Annotated in this window: 17 protein-coding genes; 7 read left to right on the top strand and 10 right to left on the bottom strand. The window is 67.2% G+C overall.

The features are described from left to right. Positions 1 to 42: 42 nt before the first annotated feature. Complete coding sequence (locus JJL56_RS21970; protein ID WP_200486271.1) at positions 43 to 351, bottom strand: hypothetical protein; 309 nt, start codon at positions 349 to 351, stop codon at positions 43 to 45. A gap of 132 nt (positions 352 to 483) precedes the next feature. On the opposite strand from JJL56_RS21970, the gene JJL56_RS21965 reads away from it, so the two are divergent. Next, positions 484 to 879 carry a cupin domain-containing protein gene (locus tag JJL56_RS21965; RefSeq protein ID WP_200486270.1) on the top strand — a complete coding sequence of 132 codons (396 nt, stop codon included), beginning with the start codon at positions 484 to 486 and terminating at the stop codon, positions 877 to 879. A 205-nt stretch (positions 880 to 1084) separates the two neighbouring features. Here the strand turns inward: JJL56_RS21965 and JJL56_RS21960 are convergent, their stop codons facing one another. From JJL56_RS21960 to JJL56_RS21925, 8 genes are all read right to left on the bottom strand, one after another. Beyond that, the gene (locus JJL56_RS21960) at positions 1085 to 2080 is read right to left on the bottom strand and encodes an MDR family oxidoreductase (RefSeq protein WP_200486269.1); all 996 of its coding nucleotides are present in this window, start codon (positions 2078 to 2080) and stop codon (positions 1085 to 1087) included. Between the two features lie 75 nt (positions 2081 to 2155). Then, positions 2156 to 3760 carry an AMP-binding protein gene (locus tag JJL56_RS21955; protein ID WP_247891189.1) on the bottom strand — a complete coding sequence of 535 codons (1605 nt, stop codon included), beginning with the start codon at positions 3758 to 3760 and terminating at the stop codon, positions 2156 to 2158. A gap of 111 nt (positions 3761 to 3871) precedes the next feature. Continuing rightward, positions 3872 to 5128, bottom strand: coding sequence for an ABC transporter substrate-binding protein (locus JJL56_RS21950; protein WP_200486268.1), 1257 nt, complete (start codon positions 5126 to 5128; stop codon positions 3872 to 3874). Between the two features lie 55 nt (positions 5129 to 5183). Then, positions 5184 to 5885: an ABC transporter ATP-binding protein gene (locus tag JJL56_RS21945; protein WP_109071409.1), complete on the bottom strand. Its 702-nt coding sequence runs from the start codon at positions 5883 to 5885 to the stop codon at positions 5184 to 5186. Beyond that, positions 5872 to 6594: an ABC transporter ATP-binding protein gene (locus tag JJL56_RS21940; RefSeq protein ID WP_200486267.1), complete on the bottom strand. Its 723-nt coding sequence runs from the start codon at positions 6592 to 6594 to the stop codon at positions 5872 to 5874. Before JJL56_RS21940 ends, JJL56_RS21945 begins: the two co-directional genes overlap by 14 nt. Beyond that, entirely contained in the window at positions 6587 to 7639 is a 1053-nt protein-coding gene (locus JJL56_RS21935; protein WP_200486266.1) for a branched-chain amino acid ABC transporter permease, read from the bottom strand. The genes JJL56_RS21940 and JJL56_RS21935 overlap by 8 nt, the downstream gene beginning before the upstream one ends. 3 nt (positions 7640 to 7642) lie before the next feature. Then, on the bottom strand, positions 7643 to 8527 hold the full coding sequence (locus JJL56_RS21930; RefSeq protein ID WP_200486265.1) for a branched-chain amino acid ABC transporter permease: 885 nt from the start codon (positions 8525 to 8527) through the stop codon (positions 7643 to 7645). A gap of 4 nt (positions 8528 to 8531) precedes the next feature. Further along, on the bottom strand, positions 8532 to 9401 hold the full coding sequence (locus tag JJL56_RS21925) for a MaoC family dehydratase (protein WP_200486264.1): 870 nt from the start codon (positions 9399 to 9401) through the stop codon (positions 8532 to 8534). A 211-nt stretch (positions 9402 to 9612) separates the two neighbouring features. Here JJL56_RS21925 and JJL56_RS21920 point away from each other — a divergent pair, with 211 nt between their 5' ends. Beyond that, entirely contained in the window at positions 9613 to 10260 is a 648-nt protein-coding gene (locus JJL56_RS21920) for a TetR/AcrR family transcriptional regulator (RefSeq protein ID WP_200486263.1), read from the top strand. A 322-nt stretch (positions 10261 to 10582) separates the two neighbouring features. Here JJL56_RS21920 and JJL56_RS21915 read toward each other — a convergent pair whose 3' ends face one another. Continuing rightward, positions 10583 to 11704 carry a hypothetical protein gene (locus tag JJL56_RS21915; RefSeq protein WP_200486262.1) on the bottom strand — a complete coding sequence of 374 codons (1122 nt, stop codon included), beginning with the start codon at positions 11702 to 11704 and terminating at the stop codon, positions 10583 to 10585. Positions 11705 to 12305: 601 nt separating this feature from the next. On the opposite strand from JJL56_RS21915, the gene JJL56_RS21910 reads away from it, so the two are divergent. The 5 genes from JJL56_RS21910 (at position 12306) to JJL56_RS21890 (ending at position 18513) form a co-directional block, all read left to right on the top strand. Beyond that, positions 12306 to 12851, top strand: a complete 546-nt coding sequence (locus tag JJL56_RS21910) for an RNA polymerase sigma factor (RefSeq protein WP_200486261.1) — start codon at positions 12306 to 12308, stop codon at positions 12849 to 12851. A 68-nt stretch (positions 12852 to 12919) separates the two neighbouring features. After that, positions 12920 to 13960 (top strand): FecR family protein, encoded by a 1041-nt coding sequence (locus JJL56_RS21905; RefSeq protein WP_200486260.1) that lies wholly within the window; start codon positions 12920 to 12922, stop codon positions 13958 to 13960. Between the two features lie 181 nt (positions 13961 to 14141). Further along, positions 14142 to 16628, top strand: a complete 2487-nt coding sequence (locus JJL56_RS21900; RefSeq protein ID WP_247891186.1) for a TonB-dependent siderophore receptor — start codon at positions 14142 to 14144, stop codon at positions 16626 to 16628. Then, positions 16625 to 16927 (top strand): hypothetical protein, encoded by a 303-nt coding sequence (locus tag JJL56_RS21895; protein ID WP_200486258.1) that lies wholly within the window; start codon positions 16625 to 16627, stop codon positions 16925 to 16927. The genes JJL56_RS21900 and JJL56_RS21895 overlap by 4 nt, the downstream gene beginning before the upstream one ends. Next, a complete protein-coding gene (locus JJL56_RS21890) occupies positions 16924 to 18513 on the top strand; it encodes a PepSY-associated TM helix domain-containing protein (RefSeq protein WP_200486257.1) in 1590 nt (529 codons plus the stop codon). The genes JJL56_RS21895 and JJL56_RS21890 overlap by 4 nt, the downstream gene beginning before the upstream one ends. Positions 18514 to 18567 lie beyond the last annotated feature (54 nt).

Genomic DNA, 18567 nt, shown 5'->3' with positions numbered 1-18567 from the left:
CGACAGACGCGATCAGGAGTGGGGAGGGCCTTTCCCGAATGCTCAATCCTGGTGTTCTCTCGTCACACCGGAAAGGGCGCGGAAGGCTTCGGTCACATCATTCATGACCTGCGGGAAGAACGCAACGCGGCCGGCAAGCGGCCCTTCACTGATTGGCGTGGGACGGGGGAGTGGACGCGGCAATGGGGGCGGCTTTCCAGGGTTCCGCTCGTCGGCACGGGGAGGCTCGTAGAAATGCAGGGCGAGCTGGCCGTCGGGTTCGGCGGCGTAGGGCAAGCCGGGCTCGGTCCGGCGCTCCGCACCGGGAAGGACATACTGATGACCTTGGGCGGTCCTTTCCGTCAGCGGCACCCAAGACACCCCTTCGCCGGTTGAAGCCTCGCTCAACCTATCAGATTTCAGTCAATCCGCTCTAGGGAATACGGCTGACTATTGATTCCAAATCCTCGTTCAGCACCGATGGGTGCGTTTTGGAATTCAAGTGTGGGACTGGTCGACCATGGTCTGCGCTGGAGGTGGACGGGTGGACCGATTTTTCCAGCTTCATCTAAAAGAGGAAGTCATCCCGAAATACCGCCTTTCGTTGAAATTGGTGGCAATGCGACGCCGATGGCCCCACACACTGCCCCAGGCAGTTCCTTCCAGGTGAACATCCATCATGTGGCCGTCGGCGGACGCTCCGACGGCTGCATCACCCATCCGGGCGAGGAGTTCGTCTATGTGCTGGCGGGTGAAATCGATCTGATCCTGGGCGACGAGGTCACCCGGATGTGCGCGGGGGATTCCGCCTTCTTCGCATCGGAAGTTCCTCACGGCTACTCCAATCCGGGTGGCATCCCGGCAGCCGTCCTCTGGCTAAACTCGCCGCCGACCTTTTAGCTTTGCAGCGCTTTGCGGCAATGGAAGCGATGAACGAGAAGGGCGATGTGGACGCTGTTCCCCAGATCTGGAAGGTCAACGGGATGCCGATGGTAACGGCCGTGAACGGATTGGCTCGCCCGCAGATGTACGGTGTGGATGCGCGGAGGAGGCTCAGTGGCCACCCGGAGCAAGAGGGTGGCCACCACGGGGAGGCGGTGCCTCCTCAGCCGCGAACGTCGACGACGACGCGACCACGAATCCGACCGGCCAGTATCCGGCTTGCCAGATCCGGCAGCGCGTCGAAGGGCTGCACCTCATACATCGTCTTCAGCAGGCCTTTGTCCAAATCGCGGGCCAGCCGTGTCCAGGCGGCGTTCCGGCGGTCCTGCGGAGCCATGACGGAATCGACGCCCAGCAGCGCCACGCTGCGCAGGATGTGCGGCAGGACCGTCCCCGGCAGATCGGAGGAGCCGGCCAAACCGCAAGCGGCGATGGCGCCGCCCCACGCGGTCTGCGACAGCGCGTTGACCAGCGTCTGCCCGCCCACCGAGTCGACGCCGCCGGCCCAGCGCTCCTTCTGCAAGGGGGCGCCCTTCTCCTGGAGAGCGGCGCGGTCGATGAATCCGCCGGCACCGAGGCCGCGCAGGTAGTCATGCGTCTCCGGTCGGCCGGTGGAGGCGACCACCGGATAGCCGCGCTTGGCGAGCAGCGCCACCGCGACCGAACCGACACCGCCGGCGGCTCCGGTGACCAGAACCTCCTTGCCGCCCGGCTGGACCGCGCCCCATGTCTCCAGGGCTTCGACGCAGAGCGCCGCCGTGTAGCCGGCGGTGCCGATGCCCATCGCCTCTTCGAACGAGAAGGCGTCCGGCAGACGGGTCAGCCATTCGGGCTTCAGGCGCTGGAAACGGGTGTAGCCGCCCCACTGCGTTTCCGACATGCCCCAGCCGTTGGCGACCACCTTGTCGCCGGTCTTCCAGGCGGGGGAGCGGGATTCGACCACCGTGCCGGCCAGATCGATGCCCGCGACCATCGGCAGCTTGCGGGCGATTCGCCCCTTGCCGCTGACCGCGAGCCCGTCCTTGTAGTTGACGGTGGAATAGGCAACCTCGACCAGCACGTCGTTGTCCGGCAGGTCGGCGAGAGTGAGTTGCCTGAAGCCGCCCTTGGACTTGCCGTCGGCGTCTTCGATCACGAAGGCTTTGAAAGTTTCGGCCATGGTTGGGTCCTTGTTTTGCGACGACGGGAATTGTTGCGGGAATTGTTGAATGCCGGGGGCGTTGCGGGCCGCGCTTCAGCCGCCTGCGGAAAACGTCAGCTGCGCCCGCTCCTTCAGCTTGCCGCGCTGGATTTTCTCTCCGTTGGGGCTCATCGCCGTCGGGAACTGGTCCACCACGACGAAACGCGCCGGAATCTTGAAATCGGCAAGCGCCGCGCCGACACGCTCGCGCAGGGCGGCCTCGTCGAGGACGGCGCCCTCGCGCAGGCGCAGGAAGGCCACGGGCTTGTTGCCGCGCTCCGTCGCCGCCTCGACGACCACCGCGGTCTCCACGCTGCCGTCGCGTTGCAGCACCGCCTCGATCTCAGCCGGATCGACGAGGAAGCCACCGAGACGGAGGACGTCGCCGCTGCGGCCCTTGAAGATGAAGCCGCCATCCACCCGCATCGTCGCCAGATCGCCGGTGATGAAGAATCCGTCCTCGGTGAAGGCGTCGCGGGTCGCTTCGGGATTGCCGAAATACGCGCAGAACAGCGTGTCCGACGCGATCTCCAGGCTGCCGATCCCGCCCGGCGGCAGGACGTGCCCGGTCGCGGTGTCACGCACTCGCACCCGCGCCTTGGGATTGACCGGATGGCCGCCGGACAGCTTGCGCAGGCCGATCGGGGCGTTCGGGGCCTGTCGTGAGAAGAACGAAAAGATCTCGCTCATCCCGAAACCGTTGGTCATCGGCACGCCGCGCCGCTCCGCCTCCTCGGGGAACAGGGCCAGGGTCGGGTTGAACGAGGCGATCAGACAGTCGCGCAGGGACGGAAACGGCTTGTCTTCCGGGCAGACGTCGAGCAGGCGCTTGAAGAGGTCATCCGGTCCGTTCAGGTGGGTGATCGACCGCGACCGGATCAGGTCGCGGGCCTCCACCGGCTCGAACAGGCTCATCAGCGTGACGGACGCCGCGCCGGCCAGGGTGGCGGCAAACTGCGAGAAGCCGAACACGCCGCAGAACGGGATGGCTTGCAGCAGATGGGCGTCGGGGGCGTCATAGCCGAAGGCGGTCGCCACCTGCGCGGCGTGGTGGGCGACGGCGCCCTGGCGGTGCAGGGCGAATTTGGGAAGACCGGTGGTGCCCGAGGTCGGGAAGATGATGCAGGGCAGCTCCGGTGCGGCGGCGCTTTCGCCGGCCGTCTCGGCCAGCAGGTCGCGGTGATGAACAACCCGCACACCCGGCAGCGGGAAGCCGGACCGCCCATCGTCTTCGCACAGGACCGCCAGACGCAGCGACGCCATCGCCGCCGGATCGAGTTCGCCCAGCATGGTCAGGAAGGGGATGTTCTTGAAGCCGGGCCAGACGACGATGGCCGACGCACCGGTGCGGCTGACGATGGATTCGACTTCGGCCCGGCGGAAGCGCGTGTTCACCGACACGGCGATCGCGCCGATGTGCAGGCAGGCGAAGAACAGGTCGAGATACGGGATGCCGTTCGGCAGCCAGAAGGCGACCCGGTCGCCCGGACCGACGCCAAGCCCCCGGAGCGCCGACGCGCAGCGCAGGCTGCGGTCCAGCAGATCCCCGTAGGACAGGGAGTGCCCGTTCCATCGGATGCGCGCGCCGGGCGCCGTCGCGGCGGCGTGGCGCAACTGGTCGATGGGAGTGACGGTGAAGGGGGAGGCCATGTGCGTCATCACGGTCCTGTCGGCATCCGGTGAGCCGTTGGAAAGGAGGGGGAAGGAAGGACGTCCCCTCCCCCGAATCTGGGAGAGGGGGCGCCCCGTCGGGCCGATGGCCCGGCGCCGTTACCGGTCGCTCCACTTGGGCAGGGGAACCTTGCGCATCTCGGCATTGGCGGCGCTCTGCGGCCAGACGACCTGCAGCTTGCCGTCCTGCCACTGCATGACCGAGATCAGCGCCCGGCTGTTCTGCCCCGCTTCCTTCTCGCCGACCTGGTTCAGCTTCACCCCGGCACCGGTCAGCAGGCTGCCGTCCGGCAGGTCGGTGGCGTAGGCGGCCTTGCGCAGCGCCGCCAGATCGGTCGAGCCCGCGCGCGGGATGACGTCCGTGAACAGGGTCCAGAAGCCGCCGAAGGCGATCAGGCCCAGCGGGCCCGGATCGCGCTTCTCCTTGGCGCGGAAGCCCTCGATGAACTCCGCGTACAGCTTCTGCGTCGCCTCCGGGAGATTGGAGACGTTCGGCGAGGCCGGGGCGTCCACGTCGAAGATGCCGTCGGCGCTGGCGCCCGTCGCGGCGAGGAAGTCGGGCAGGGCGTAGCCGGTGCCGATGCCGATCATGGCCGGAATGTGGAGGTCCAGTTCGCGGACCTGGCGCCAGAACAGGGCGGCGTCGTTCAGGTAGGAGGTCGCGATGACCGCGTCGGGCTTGGCCGCCTTCAGGCTGAGCACCAGCGACGACAGATCGTTCACGGTGCGGCTGTAGCGCTCGTTGGCGACCAGCTGCATGCCGAGGGTCTTCGTCTGGTTTGCCGCCGCGTCGCCGACCGACTGGCCGAACTCCGAATCCTCGGAGATCACGGCGATGCGCAGATCCTTCGGGTCCTTGCCCAGCTTGCCGGCGATGTCCTTGGCGAAGTCCGCCGCCGTCTGGCCCATCATCGATGCGTTGAAGGTCAGGCGGATGGTGTTCTTGTACTTGCGCTGGGTGATCTTGTCGGCGACGGCGATGGTCTCCCAGTACAGGGCGCCCTCGCGCTCCGCCACCTCGCTGGCGGCCAGGGCCAGCGAACTGGCGTAGCTGCCGGCGATCACCGGAACCTTCTCGCGCACGATCAGCCGGGTCGCCTCGGCGTTGGCGGCGGTCGGGGCCGGCGCGTCGGCGACGGCGTAGGTCACCGGCCGGCCGAGCACGCCGCCGCGCTTGTTGATCATGTCGCGGGCGACCTCGGCGGCCTGATAGGCCTCGTTGCCGATCAGCGCCATCGGGCCGGACAGCGGGAAGAGGACGCCGATCTTCAGCGGATCGGCGGCCTGGGACGGAACGGCGGCACCGGCCGCCGCCGCGGCGATCGCCGCGGCGGCGAGGATGGATTTCAAGCTCATGATGGTTTTTCCTCCCTATGTGTTTTGTATCGTCGCGCCGTTGCCCTCTCGCGGATCAGCCGCCGAGATAGGCTTCCTTCAGGCGCGGGTCGGTCAGCAGGTCGGCCGCCGGGCCGGACAGGACGATGTGGCCGTTCTCAAGCACATAGCCCCGGTCCGACATGGCGAGCGAATGCTTCACGTTCTGTTCGACCAGCAGGATGGTGATGCCGGTCTCCTTGATGCTGCGGACCAGCTTGAAGACGACATCGACCATGATCGGGGCGAGGCCCAGCGTCGGCTCGTCGAACATGATCGCGCGCGGCTTCGCCATCAGCGCGCGGCCGATGGCGCACATCTGCTGCTCGCCACCGCTCATCGACCCGGCGAGCTGGCCGGAGCGCTCCCGCAGCCGGGGCATCAGGTCGAAGACCTTCTCCAAACTCTCCGCGCGGTGGGCGCGGGCGTGCGGAGCGAAGGCGCCGAGTTCCAGATTCTCCCGCACCGTCATGAAGGGGAACAGCCGCCGGCCCTCCGGCACCTGGACCAGTCCGCGCCGGGCGATCGCGTGCGGCGGCAGGGAACCGATGTCCTGGTCGAAGAAGGACACCCGTCCGTACCGTTCGACCGTCCCGGAAATGGCGTTCAGCAGCGTGGTCTTTCCCGCCGCGTTGGCGCCGACGACCGAGACCACCTCGCCTTCCCGGACGTCCAGGTCGATTCCATGGAGCGTTTGGATCTCGCCATAGAAGGCATCGAGCTTTCTAACCGTGAGCACCGAAGTCCTCCCCCAGATAGGCTTGGATCACCGCCTTGTCGTTCAGCACGTCGGCCGGCAGCCCCTCGGCCAGCTTGCTGCCGTGGTTCATGACCACGATCCGGTCGCTGACCGCCGTGATGACGCGCATCAGATGTTCGATGATCAGGATGCTGACGCCGTGCGCGCGGATGGCCTCGATCAGCAGGATGGCCTTCTCCACTTCCGACGGATTGAGGCCCGCCATGACCTCGTCCAGCAGCAGCACCTTCGGCCGGGTCGCCAGCGCGCGGGAGATTTCCAGGCGCTTGCGGCCGGGCAGCGGCAGGCTCGCGGCCGGCACGTCGCGGCGGTCGGCCAGCCCGGTCAGGACCAGCGCCTCCTCGGCGATGCGGCGGGCCTCGGCGATGTTGTGCGTCTGGTTGATCGCGCCGACCACCACGTTGTCGAGCACCGACAGCCCGCCGAACGGCTTCACGATCTGATAGGTGCGGGCCAGCCCGGCGCGGCAGACCTGGTGCGCCTTCAGGCCGGTGATGCTCCTGCCCTCCAGCAGCACCTGCCCCTCCGTCGGCGGAAAGGCCCCGGCGATGCAGTTGAACAGCGTCGTCTTGCCGGCTCCGTTGGGACCGATCAGGCCGACGATCTCACCCTCTCCAATGCGGAGATGGACGTCGTTGACGGCGCGGAGGCCGCCGAACTGCTTGCTGATACCCCGGACTTCAAGCATGGCGGCTCTCCTCGCGGACCGGGCGGCGACGGGTGGACCCGCCGAACGCCCCGCGCAGGCGCCGGGCGGTGGCGCGCGGCGCGCGGATGGCGCTCATCAGGCCCTGCGGCAGGACGATGACCATCACGATGAGGAGCGCGCCGTAGACGAGCAGGTACAGGCCCTGAAGGCTGCCGGCGAACTCCGCACGGAGATACTCGCTGAGCGGAACGATGAGAACCGCGCCCAGGACGGGGCCGAGCGGCGTGCCCATGCCGCCGATGATGGCGATCAGCGCGATCTCCACCGAGAAGCCGATGCTGAGCACGGTGGACGGCTCGATCAGCAGGATGTAGTTGGCGTAGAGCGTGCCGGCGATGGCGCTGAGGAAGGCCGACAGGCCAATGGAGAACAGCTTGGTCCGCACGGTGTCGACGCCCAGCGCCTCGGCCGCCTCCTCGTTCTCGCGCATGGCCGCCAGGGCGTAGCCGATCCAGGAGCGCTCCAGCACATAGGTGATCAGAAGCACGACCAGAAGCGCCGCCATCATGATGTAGACGTACCAGAGCCGGTCGGAAAACATCATGTTCGCGAAGCTCGGGTCGAACGGCAGGGACAGCCCTTCCGCCCCTCCGGTGAAGGAGCGCCAGTTGACGATGGCGATGCGCAGCACCTCGGCGAAGGCGATGGAGGCCAGTGCGAAGAACGGCCCCTGAAGGCGCAGGGTCAGCGCGCCGATCAGCGTCGCGAAGGCCACGGCGGCAGCCGCCCCGACGAACATGCCGATCCAGGGCGACAGGCCGAAATGCATGTAAAGCAGCGTCGACCCGTAGGCGCCGAGCCCGAAGAACGCGGCATGGCCCAGCGAGAACTGCCCGGCGTAGCCGCCGGCGATGTTCCAGGCGGCGGCGGCCAGCGCCCAGAAGAGGACTTTCCAGAGGAAGTGCAGCGTGTAGGAATCGGCGGCGATCAACGGCAGCGCCACCAGGACCGCGACCATCGCCAGGGACAGCAGAAGGCCCTTGCGGGTCGGCCGGTAGGGGGCCAGGAGGGACGTCAGCGTCATGGGTCAGGCCCCCAGCTTTTCGGAGCCGCGCTGACCGAACAGCCCGGCGGGACGGAGCAGAAGCACGGCCAGGAAGACGAGAAAGTAAGCCATCTGGCGCATCTCGGAACCGATGAAGAAACCGCTCAGCGTCTCGATCAGGCCGATCGCCAGGCCACCGATCAGGGCGCCCGCGATGCTGCCCAGACCGCCGAGCACGACCACCACGAAGGCGATCAGCACGAGGTTGATGCCGACCGTCGGATAGACCGGGAACATCGGCGCCAGCAGGGCGCCGGTCAGCCCGGCGCAGGCGGTGCCGAGGCCGAAGGTGAACAGGTCGATCCCCTTCACGTCGATGCTCATCAGCGACGCCGACCGCCGGTCCTGCGCGACCGCGCGCATGGCCTTGCCGGTGTAGGACGTCTTCAGGAACAGATAGATGATGGCGACCACCGCCATCGCGACCGCGAAGGCGATCAGCAGCGGCGCCGGCAGGGCGATGTCGCCGATCCGCAGCACCTTGCCGGCGAACACCGACGCGGTGGTGCGGAAATCGCCGCCGAAGATCATCAGCGTGACGTTCTGCAGGACCAGCCCCAGCCCAACGGTGGCGAAGATCTGCGCCACCTGCGGCGCCCCTTGGATCGGCCGGATGATCGCCCAGGACAGGAACAGGCCGAACAGGAACATCAGCGGCGTCACGATCAGCAGGACGAGGTAGGAGTCCAGGCCGCTCCAGCTGTTCAGCACATAGGTCAGGTACATGCCGACCATGACGAAATCGCCATGGGCGAAGTTCTTGATTCGGGAGACGCCGAAGATCAGCGTCAGCCCGATCGAGATCAGCGCGTAAATGCCGCCGAGCAGGAGGCCGGACACCACGAGCTGGACGATGATGGCCGACATGGCGTCATCCCCCCGCCGGAATCTGGAATGGCGCCGGGTCGTAGGACACCGACCTCACCCGCATGTCCGCCGTGACCTTGCCCTCGTCGTTGCGGCTCTGCACCATCTCCAGGGCACCGTCTGCGGAGCGGCGGACCCACAGGCTGGCGCGGGAGTCCCAGAAGACCGGGCGCAGGTAACGCACCTCGACGTCGAAGGCGGCCGGCGGGCGCTCGTCCGCCAGCACGGACAACAGCCAGACTGCCGTCATGATTCCCTGTGCCAGCGGCGCGCGGAACCCATGGCGGCGCGCGAACTCCTCGTCGAAGTGGATCTCGTTGCCGACGTCCTGGGAGAAGACACGGACCTTGTCGGGCGTCACCTGCTTCTCGCGCAACAGGGTCCAGCCATCGGCCGGGCTCTCCGCCCGTCGCGGCATCGGCGGTGCGTCGCCGGAGTCCTGCGATGCCCGTTCCGGCGGATCGGCGAGGAGGCCGGTCAGTTCCGTCTCGATGCAGATGCGGCCCTCGCCGTCGGTCAGGTGGTAGAGCTCGGTGACGCTGTGGCCCTTTCTCACTTGATGCAGGTCGCGGACCCAGCCGGACACGGTCAGCGGTTCCCCGAGCCTGGACGGCCGGAGCTGGCGATAGACCTGCGAGAAGAACACGTAGCCGTCGATGTCGAGGCCGCTGGCAACCATCGAGTCGAAGCAGTCCAGCCCGAACAGGCCGGCTTCGTACCGGTCGCCGTAAAGAGCGGGATCGACGTCGGCTGCGGTCAGGCGTTCCGCCTGATAGGCCGCGGAATGGGCGACGCTGCGCGACGGGTATTTGTATCCCGGCGGCGCCCAACGCGCACGCTCGGCACGCGGCGACCTGTTCGTCGCGTTGTCCATGCTCTCCCCCAATCCCGATTCATGATTGTTGGGTCAATAATCAGATTCGCGGATCGATGTGTCAACTCCTAAGACGGCTTTTCAACTTGAAAGTCAAATCGACGCCCCGGGGGTTGATCGGGGCTTGATCGGAACGCCCGGTTGTGTTCCAAGGGAAGGACGCTGGTGGAGCGGGTCACGGTACATCGCGAAGGCTGAGGCAACGGACGACATGGCACGCTGGAACAAATCTGTCCTCAACCCTGAGCAGCAAAGAAGCCTCAAGCTTGAGGTTCTTTATAAAGTTGCTGCCGCCGCCTTCCGTCGCAACGGTTATCACGGAACATCCTTGGTCGATATCGCCGATATTCTCGGAGTATCCAAGGCCACGCTCTATTATTACGTCAAGAACAAGCAGGATCTTCTTTTTCAATGCCATCTGGCCGCAGCCGAGCAAGCGCTGGAGACCATTTGCACCGACCCGTCACTGAATGGTCTTGAGCGGTTGCGGCGCAGCCTTGTCGCTTATGTCATCTCGATCATCGGCGAGGACAGCTTCAGCGTCGTCATCCTGGAAGAACGGTCGCTCAGCGACGAACAGTTGCGGGTGGTGATCGAGAAGCGCGATGCCTTCGAACGCCGCTTGCAGGATGTCGTGCGCGCCGGGGTCACGGACGGCAGCATCCTGCGCTGCGATCCGAAATTCGCCGTCTTCTCCGTCCTGGGTGCCGCAAACTGGGTGACGAAATGGCATCGGCCCGAGGGAGCCTGGACCATCGACGAGATCGCGCAGGCGTCGGCGGCTCTCCTGTGCCGCGGGCTGGCGGCCGGCCCCGTACCGGGTTACCCGAGCAATCGCCTGTACGGAGACCAACCGTAACGCTGTTGATCAGCACCGCAGGGGTTTTGGCGCATGGTTCGGCGCATTGGCGGACCAAGACGACGGTAGTGCAAAAATCCGGACTGGTGGCGATCGGGAGAGTTCGTCGTTTCCATTGCCGGAACCCAGCCTGCCCGCGCCGGACCTTTTGCCCCCGCGGGTGCGCCGCCCCCGGCGGCTCGGCGGCGCGCAAGGGCGGGCCGACGTCACCGGTCGCGGGTGAGCCGGCGCACGACGGCCCTGCACCGCCGCGTCCTCCTCGCAGCCCGATCCACGCACAGTGCGGGAGGATCGGGAAGCGGGGTCGCTCTCACCGGGCGGATCAGGCCAGCTTCTGGACGACGGTCGCGATGTTGGAGCCAAGGTCACCCAGCGTCTTGACCGTCGAACCGTACTCATCCGCGTATTTCTTGAGAATCGTCTTCCAGTCGGCGTTCGGAATCGCCTCGTAGGTGGATGGGTCGAACGCCCGTCGCGCTCCGTCGATCAGGGCGTCAAGACGCTTCAGGTCGGCGCGGGCCGCGTTCACCAGAGGGGTGAGGCGGTTGATCAGATCCTTGTATTGCTTCACCTTCCTGACGAGATCCAGGATGGAGGCATCATCGGTGATGGCGATTCCGTCAATCTTCTTCTGATTGAGAATTCGCTCCACGTCCACGTATTTGGCCTCCGCCGCCCGGATCTGCCGCTCCAGCTTGTTCAAAGACTCCAGCATGAGATAGCGTCGGCTTTCAGCTCGCTCGACAGCCTTCATCGCCTCCTGCGCACCGCTTCGGTGTTTCTTCACGGCGCTTTGCAAGGCGACCATCTCGTCCGCGCCGTCGTTGAAGCTGTCGTAGGCCGCCTTCCCTTCCTTGACCACGTCGAGTGTGATCTTGGCACCCGCCACGACCAGCGGCAGCGCCGCTCCTCCGGTCAGCACCGTGGCCGTGATCGCGAGGGCCGTCGCCGTCAGAGCGAGAGCGATCTTCCCCACCGTCTTGGCGTACACCTTCCACTTCATGTCTTCGAGCATCTTGCGCACGGCCGCGTCCAGGCCGGCAAAGGCCTTCTTCACGATCAGCTTCATGACCGTCGCGATACCGCCGGCAATTCCCCCGAAGCGGTCAGCGGCCCGCTTCTCCATCGTGTCGTTGATCGTATTAATAAACAGAAACAGGTTGCGGCCGTCGATTTCGTGCTTGGCGATTTTTTGATCCCACGTTTGAATTTGCTTTTTTATTTCGGATACTGTCTTATCCTCAGACTTCATCAATTCCTGAATGGCGTCACGCACATTCTTATTGAAAAGATCGGTCACCTTCTTGGGCATCGGCTTTCCCGATGGATCAGTTTTCGGAAGGTCCCAGGAAAACTCGACCTCCACCTTGTTATTGTTTCCGGCAAACTCAAAATATTTGTATTTTCCGTAGTCATAGGAGAACTTTACCGACTGGTCCGCCATGCTGCCCATCCTCCCACTGCAAAATGCTGCAAGACCAAGATTCAACGGTGCTGTCCGGGAGAAAAATTCCCTTTGCACGCAAGGCGTCGCCCAGTCGGGAAGACGGCTATACCAGCATGGTGATGTCCCGATGCAAACCGCGGAAGAGGAATTGCCTCCAGTTAGGACCAAAACGTTCACAAACTCACCACTTCTGCAAAAGAACACCTCGATCATCCGGCCTGGAGCGCGAGTTGAGGCCGATGGAAGGGTCTCACCGGTGGGAAAACGGCGTTCTTTGGGTCTCATGTTATCGAGCGCAGGTCCTTACGGATCAGGCTTCACACTCGACGGCACGACAACGGTGGCGCTTCACCCGGCCGCGGCAACGCAAACACCTGAACAACACTGAAAGCGCTTCCGCTCCAGCTCTCTGCGCTCATCGTCAAACATGGCCAGGAGACGGCAAAGCGGAGGGTTGTTGCGAATGATACGCATTCTAACTATAATGGGCCGTCTTGCGCTGGTCATGACGCGGTCAAGCCGCTTGTCTGTGGAGGAACGGGGCTGGCCATGCCCGATCAGCATCGCACGGTCGCAACGGTTCCCTGTCCGGTGACGCATGGGTGACACCGCCAAGCCGACGCTCGACGCCGTTTTCATCGGACATCGGGGAGCGCTCGTCCGGCTGCTGTCCCGCATGGTCGGCAGTGCCGCCACCGCCGAGGATCTGGCCCAGGAGGCCTATCTCAAGGTGCGGGCGGCGGAACGCGACCGGCCGGTGGAGTACCCGGCGCCCTTTCTGTTCCAGACGGCGCGCAATCTGGCCCTCGACCATTTGCGGCGGGAGCGCCGGAACGCCGTCATCGTGACGCAGGACATCACCGCTGAGGGCATGGAGGCGGTCGCGGCCCCCCTGCCCTCCCCGGAGACCGAGGCCGGCGACCGTCAGCGGCTGGCCCGCATGGAGACCGCGCTGACAGCTTTGAGCGAGCGGCAGCGCCGCATCCTTTTGCTGAACCGGATGGAGGGTTTGTCCCACGCTCAGATCGCCGAACGGCTCGACGTCTCGGTCAGCACGGTGCAGAAGGACCTGAAGACCGCCCTGCTCGCCTGCCTGGAGGTCTTCGCCCGGCTTGATCGAGGAGGCCGGATTGATCGTGAATGATTGCGGATTTCCGCCGGCTCGAACGTCTTACAAGGTGAAAGACCGTGACGGCACCACACGCGGGCCCCATGCCTGACGACACTTCCCCTTCCCTGCCGCTGGAGCAAGCGCTCGACTGGTTCATCCGCCTGCAGGCGGAGGACGCGGACGAGGAGTGCCGCCAAGCCTGCGCCGCCTGGTGCGCCGCCGACCCCCGCAACGCCCGCGCCTGGGACTTGGCGCAGGCCATGTGGGCCTCGCCGCTCCTGACCGACGCGCTGGCGGCAACCGCGGCTCCGGACGTTGCGCCGGGACCCCACGCACCAGCTCCCAAACCACCGGACATGGCTCGGTGGCCCACCGCCGCAGCGCCATCGCGCGAACGAACCCGATCGCGCCCCCGGCCCCGCCATCCGGTGCGACGTCGCACAATGGCGTGGGCGGCGGCGGTGATGGTGGCGATCGGGCTGGGCTGGGCCGCCGACCTGCCGCTGCGCCTGCAGGCCGACCATCGCACCGCGACCGGCGTTCAGGACCACGTGACGCTGGCCGACGGATCGCGGGTGCTGATGGACACCGGGACGGCATTGTCCACCGACATCGTGGGCACCGAGCGACGGACCCGGCTGCTGCGCGGGGCCGCCTTCTTCGAGGTGGCGTCCGACTCCGCCCGTCCCTTCCGGGTTTCCGCCGGTCCCGCCGTCGTGACCGTGGTCGGCACCGCCTTCGCCGTCCGTTATCTGGACGACCGGGTGACGGTGACGGTGCGCCACGGCACCGTGGACGTGGCGCACCCCGGCGGCCCCGGCGTCCGCCTGCGCGCGGGCGAGGAGGTGGTGGTCACCGCGTCGGACATCGGCCCGCAACACCCCGCCGATCTGTCGACCGCGCTCGGCTGGGTCGATGGCCGGCTGGTCTTTGAGGACCGCCCCCTGCGCGAGGTCATGGATGAGTTGGACCGCTACCATCCGGGCCTGATCGTGGTTCCCGATTCCCTCGCCGACCGGCGGATCACCGGGAATTACCGGCTGGACGATCCGGTGCGGACGGCGACAGCCCTGGCGGGGCTGGTGCGGGCCGAGACCTTGCGGGTGGCCGACGCCCTGCTGATCCTGCGCCCGCGCCCCTGATCCGCCGGCCTTTTTCCTCCACCCGCACCAAGCGCCAAAAAATAATTTCCGCTTTTCGCGATCCCCGAACGTCAGGTCGGCACGGCACTTGGGAATGCGTCGCAATTGCAATTTGTGGCGCCGGTCCGGCCGGTTGAGACGTCGCGATCATGGGGAATGCGTTACGATGGGTGCGGGGATCATGGACAGGGGTGCGCGGGGGCGTCGGGGGACGGCCCTGCTGAGGGCGGTGCTGCTGTCTTCGGCGGTGGCCGGCATGGGCATGGCGGCGGCGGGCTCCGCCCTGGCTGCACCGGCGAAGACCAGCGGACAGGTGGCCCAGGCCACCGGTCAGGCGGGAGGTCGAACGGCGGGGCAGCGCTTCGACATCGCCCCGCAGGGGCTGGTCACGGCCCTCAACGCCTTCAGCACGGCCAGCGGCTGGGAGGTCGGTTTCCCGGCCGAGGTGGCGCGCGGCCTGTCCTCGCCCGGCGTGTCGGGAACCATGAGCGCCGACGAAGCGCTGCGCCGCCTGCTGTCCGGCACCGGCGTGTCGTTCCAGATGACCGGACCGGGCCGCGCCGTGCTGTCGCGGCAGCAAGCCGGCGAGACGGTGCTGGACCCGGTGACCGTCGAGGGCACGCGCGAGTGGGCGACCGGCCCGGTCATGGGCTACGCCGCCCGCCAGAGCGCCACCGCCACCAAGACCGACACGCCGATCCTGGAAACGCCGCAGTCGATTTCCGTCGTTACCCGTGACCAGATGGACGCCCAGGCGGCGCGGAGTCTGGCCGACGTTCTGAACTACACCTCCGGTGTCACGACCGCCCGCAACGGCGGTTCCTCCTCCTTCGGCGGCGATGGCATCTCGGTGCGCGGCTTCGGCGGCAACGGCACCACCGGCGTGTCCTTCAACGAGTATCTCGACGGGCTGCGGCTGAAGGGCAGCGGCTTCCTGACCTCCGGCATCGACCCGTACCTGTTCGAGCGGGTCGAGGTGCTGAAGGGCCCGGCCTCGGTGCTGTTCGGCCAGACCAGCCCTGGCGGTCTGGTCAACATGGTGACCAAGCAGCCCTCCCCCGACGCCCGGCATGAAATCCTGCTGCAGACCGGCAACCAGGGCCGCAAGCAGGCCGCGCTGGACATCGGCGGCGACGTGGCCGGCGACGGTCGGCTCTCCTACCGCTTCGCCGGCGTCGCGCTGGACACCGACACCCAGACCGACATCGCGGAGCGCCGCCGGCTGGCCGCCGCCCCGACCGTGACCATCCGGCCGACCGACGACACCAGCCTGACCCTGATCGGCCTCTTCCAGCGCGACGACTTCGACGATTCGCCGCTGAACTACCTGCCGGCCCAGGGCACGGTGCTGCCCAACCCCAACGGCACGCTGCCGACCAGCCTCTTCACGGGCGATCCCAACTTCAGCACCTGGGACCGCAGGACCATGAGCGTCGGCTATCGGTTCGAACACCGCTTCGACGAACGCTGGACAGTGCGGCAGAACGCCCGCTACCTGCACAACGACCTCACCCTCAAGCAGGTCTACGCATCCGGTCTGCTGCCCGACCTGCGCACCACGCGGCGGACCACCTTCTCCGCCCGCGAGCGCGCCGACGACCTGACCGTCGACAACCAGCTCCAGGTGACGGTCGACACCGGACCGCTGCGCCACACCGTGCTGGCCGGCGTCGATCACCAGCGACTGAGGAGCGACACGCTGCGCGGACAGGCGGCAGGACCGAATCTCGACCTGTTCAACCCGGTCTACGGGCTGCCGATCGCCGCCCCGCCGATCTACCAGAGCACCGCCACCCGCATCACCCAGACCGGCGTCTACGCCCAGGACCAGATCAGGTGGGGCGGGCTCGCCGTCCTGCTGGGCGGGCGCAAGGACTGGGCCGAGACGCAGCAGCGCAACCGGCTGACCCAGGGGCGGACGTCGCAGCAGGACGACGCCTTCACCGGCCGCGTCGGGGCGCTCTACCTGTTCGACAACGGACTGGCGCCCTACGCCAGCTATTCGGAGTCCTTCGAGCCGACCTCCGGCAGCGATTTCTACGGCAACCCCTTCGAGCCCACCACCGGCCAGCAGTACGAAGCCGGGCTGAAGTACGGACCGCCGGGGTCCGGCAGCTTGTTCACCCTGTCGGCCTTCACCATCACCCAACAGAACGTCACCACCGCCGACCCGCTCCACACCAACTTCAACGTACAGACCGGCGAGATCCGCTCGCGCGGTTTCGAGGCGGAGGCGCGCGTCAGCCTCGCCGCCGGGCTGAACGCGGTGGCCAGCTACACCTTCCTCGACGCCGAGGTGACCAGGAGCAACGGCGTCGACCGCGGCAAGCGGCCGGTCGCCGTGCCGACCCATTCGGCCTCCGCCTGGGGCGACTACACGGTGCAGGACGGCCCGCTGGCCGGCTTGGGCGGCGGGGTCGGCCTGCGCTATGTCGGCTTCACCTACGGCGATCCGGCCAACAGCTTCAAGGTGCCGTCCCACACGCTGGTCGACGCCGCCCTGCGCTACGACCTGTCCTATCTGAACCCGCAGCTTCAAGGCGTTCAGGCGGCGGTCAACGCCAGCAACCTCTTCGACAAGGAGTATGTCGCGGCCTGCTCGCGGGCGACCAACTGCTATTACGGCCTGCGCCGCACCGTCATCGGTTCGCTGAAGTATTCCTGGTGAAGCGAAAGACCGAGATCGCGCTGCGGGTCGTGACCGCCGTCGGCGGCGGCTACGCCCTGGCGGCGGGAACGGCGGCGGCGCTGGCCCTGGCGCTGCCGACCGTGCAGGACCGGTCGGAGGCGGTGCTGACCGCCACCATGGCGGCGCTGCTGCCCTGCGTCCTGACCGTGGTGATGGTGTTCGCCGCGGCCAGCGCCCTGCGCGCCTTGGCCTGGACCGCCGGCCTGACGGCGGCAATCTGGGCGGCGGTCTGGGGATTGACGGCCTTGTCGGGGCGCGTGATGGGGATGGGGTCATGAACGGCAGCTTCCGCCTGTCGATGACGTGGCTGCACAATTGGGGCGGGCTGGTGGTCGGCTGGCTGCTGTTCTGCGTCTTCCTGACCGGAACCACCGCCTACGCCCGCTTCGAGATCACCCGCTGGATGCAGCCCGAGCGGGTCGAAGCGACCAACAACCCCAACGCGGCGGCGGCGGCGATCGCCACCCTGTCGCGCGAGGCGCCGCAGGCGCGCCGCTGGCTGATCACGCTGCCCGACGAGCGGCGGACCGCGACCCAGGTCTATGTCTACAACCCGCCGGGAGTGCCGCCCGCCTTCCGCAAACTGGCGCTGGAGCCGGACGACGGCCGCCCGCTGCAGGCGCGGGCGACCTTCGGCGGCGACTTCCTCTATTACTTCCACTTCGACCTGCGCGTTCCCGGCCTGGTGGGACGCTATCTGATCGGCGCCGCCGGGGTGGCCCTGCTGGTGGCGCTGATCACCGGCTTCGTCATCCACCGGCGAGTCTTCTGGGATTTCTTCGCCTTCCGGCCCAACCGCTCGCGCACGCGGCTGTGGATGGACGTGCACAACGCGCTGGGCATCATCGTGCTGCCCTACCACGCGCTGATCACAGTGACCGGGCTGGTGCCGCTGATGCTGCTCTACATGCCCTGGGGGCTGCAGGCGGCTTTCGGCGACCGGCCGACCGAATTCAACAGCGCGGTCTACGCCGAACCGCCGCCGTCGGCCGCCGCGGGACGGGCCGCCCCCCTCACCGCCATCGGGCCGCTTCTGGCGGAGGCGGAGCGGCGCTGGGACGGCGGACGGCCGGGGTGGATCGTCATCGACAATCCAGGTGACGCCGCCGCCACCATCCTTCTCAAGCGCACCGATTCCGACCGGGTGGTGATCACGCCGCAGGCCATCCTGTTCGACGGAACGACCGGCGCGGTGCGGACGGTCTGGGACGGGACGGGCGGAGCCGCCGCGACGCGGGCCGGTGCCTACGGCCTGCACCTGATGCGTTTTGCCGACACGCCGCTGCGGCTGGCGATGATCCTGTGCGGGCTGGCGGGAACCGCGATGATCGGCACCGGGCAGATCTATTGGATCATCAAGCGGCGCAAGCGGGAGGCGACCCCGTCCTTCGGCCTGCGTCTGGCCGACGGCGCCAATCTGGCGGTGATGGTCGGGCTGCCCGTCGCCATCGCCGCCTATTTCTGGGCCAACCGTCTGCTGCCCGCCGGGCTGGCCGGGCGGGAGACGTCGGAGGCGCTCGCCTTCTTCGCCGTGTGGTTTCTGGCGGCCCTGCACCCGGCGCTGCGCGGCGTGCAGCGGGCGTGGGGCGAGCAATTGGCGGCGGCGGCGCTGCTGTGGGCCGCCCTGCCGCTGATGAACGCCCTGACCAGCCAAGCCCATCTCGGGGTGACGCTGGCGCGCGGGCTGTGGGGCGTCGCCGGCATCGACCTGACCGCCCTGGCGACGGGCGCCCTGTTCGCACTGCTGGCTTGGCGCCGTCTCCGTGCGGCCCCCCGGCGAGTCGATCGACCGCAGGGGGTGCTGGCGCGGCGTGGTCTCCGCCCTTTCCTTGGAAGCATGATCACCGGACGGCGTGACGATTGAGCGCGATGGCGTTCAATTCCGATAGGCCGGCGGCGGGGGGGGTGAGGCGGAAGG

Origin of the sequence: Azospirillum aestuarii, from assembly GCF_016632405.1 — a bacterium.
GTDB classification, from domain to species: Bacteria; Pseudomonadota; Alphaproteobacteria; order Azospirillales; family Azospirillaceae; genus Azospirillum; species Azospirillum aestuarii.
The sequence above is the reverse complement of the archived record's forward strand: the minus strand, read 5'-3'. Positions and strand labels throughout refer to the sequence as shown.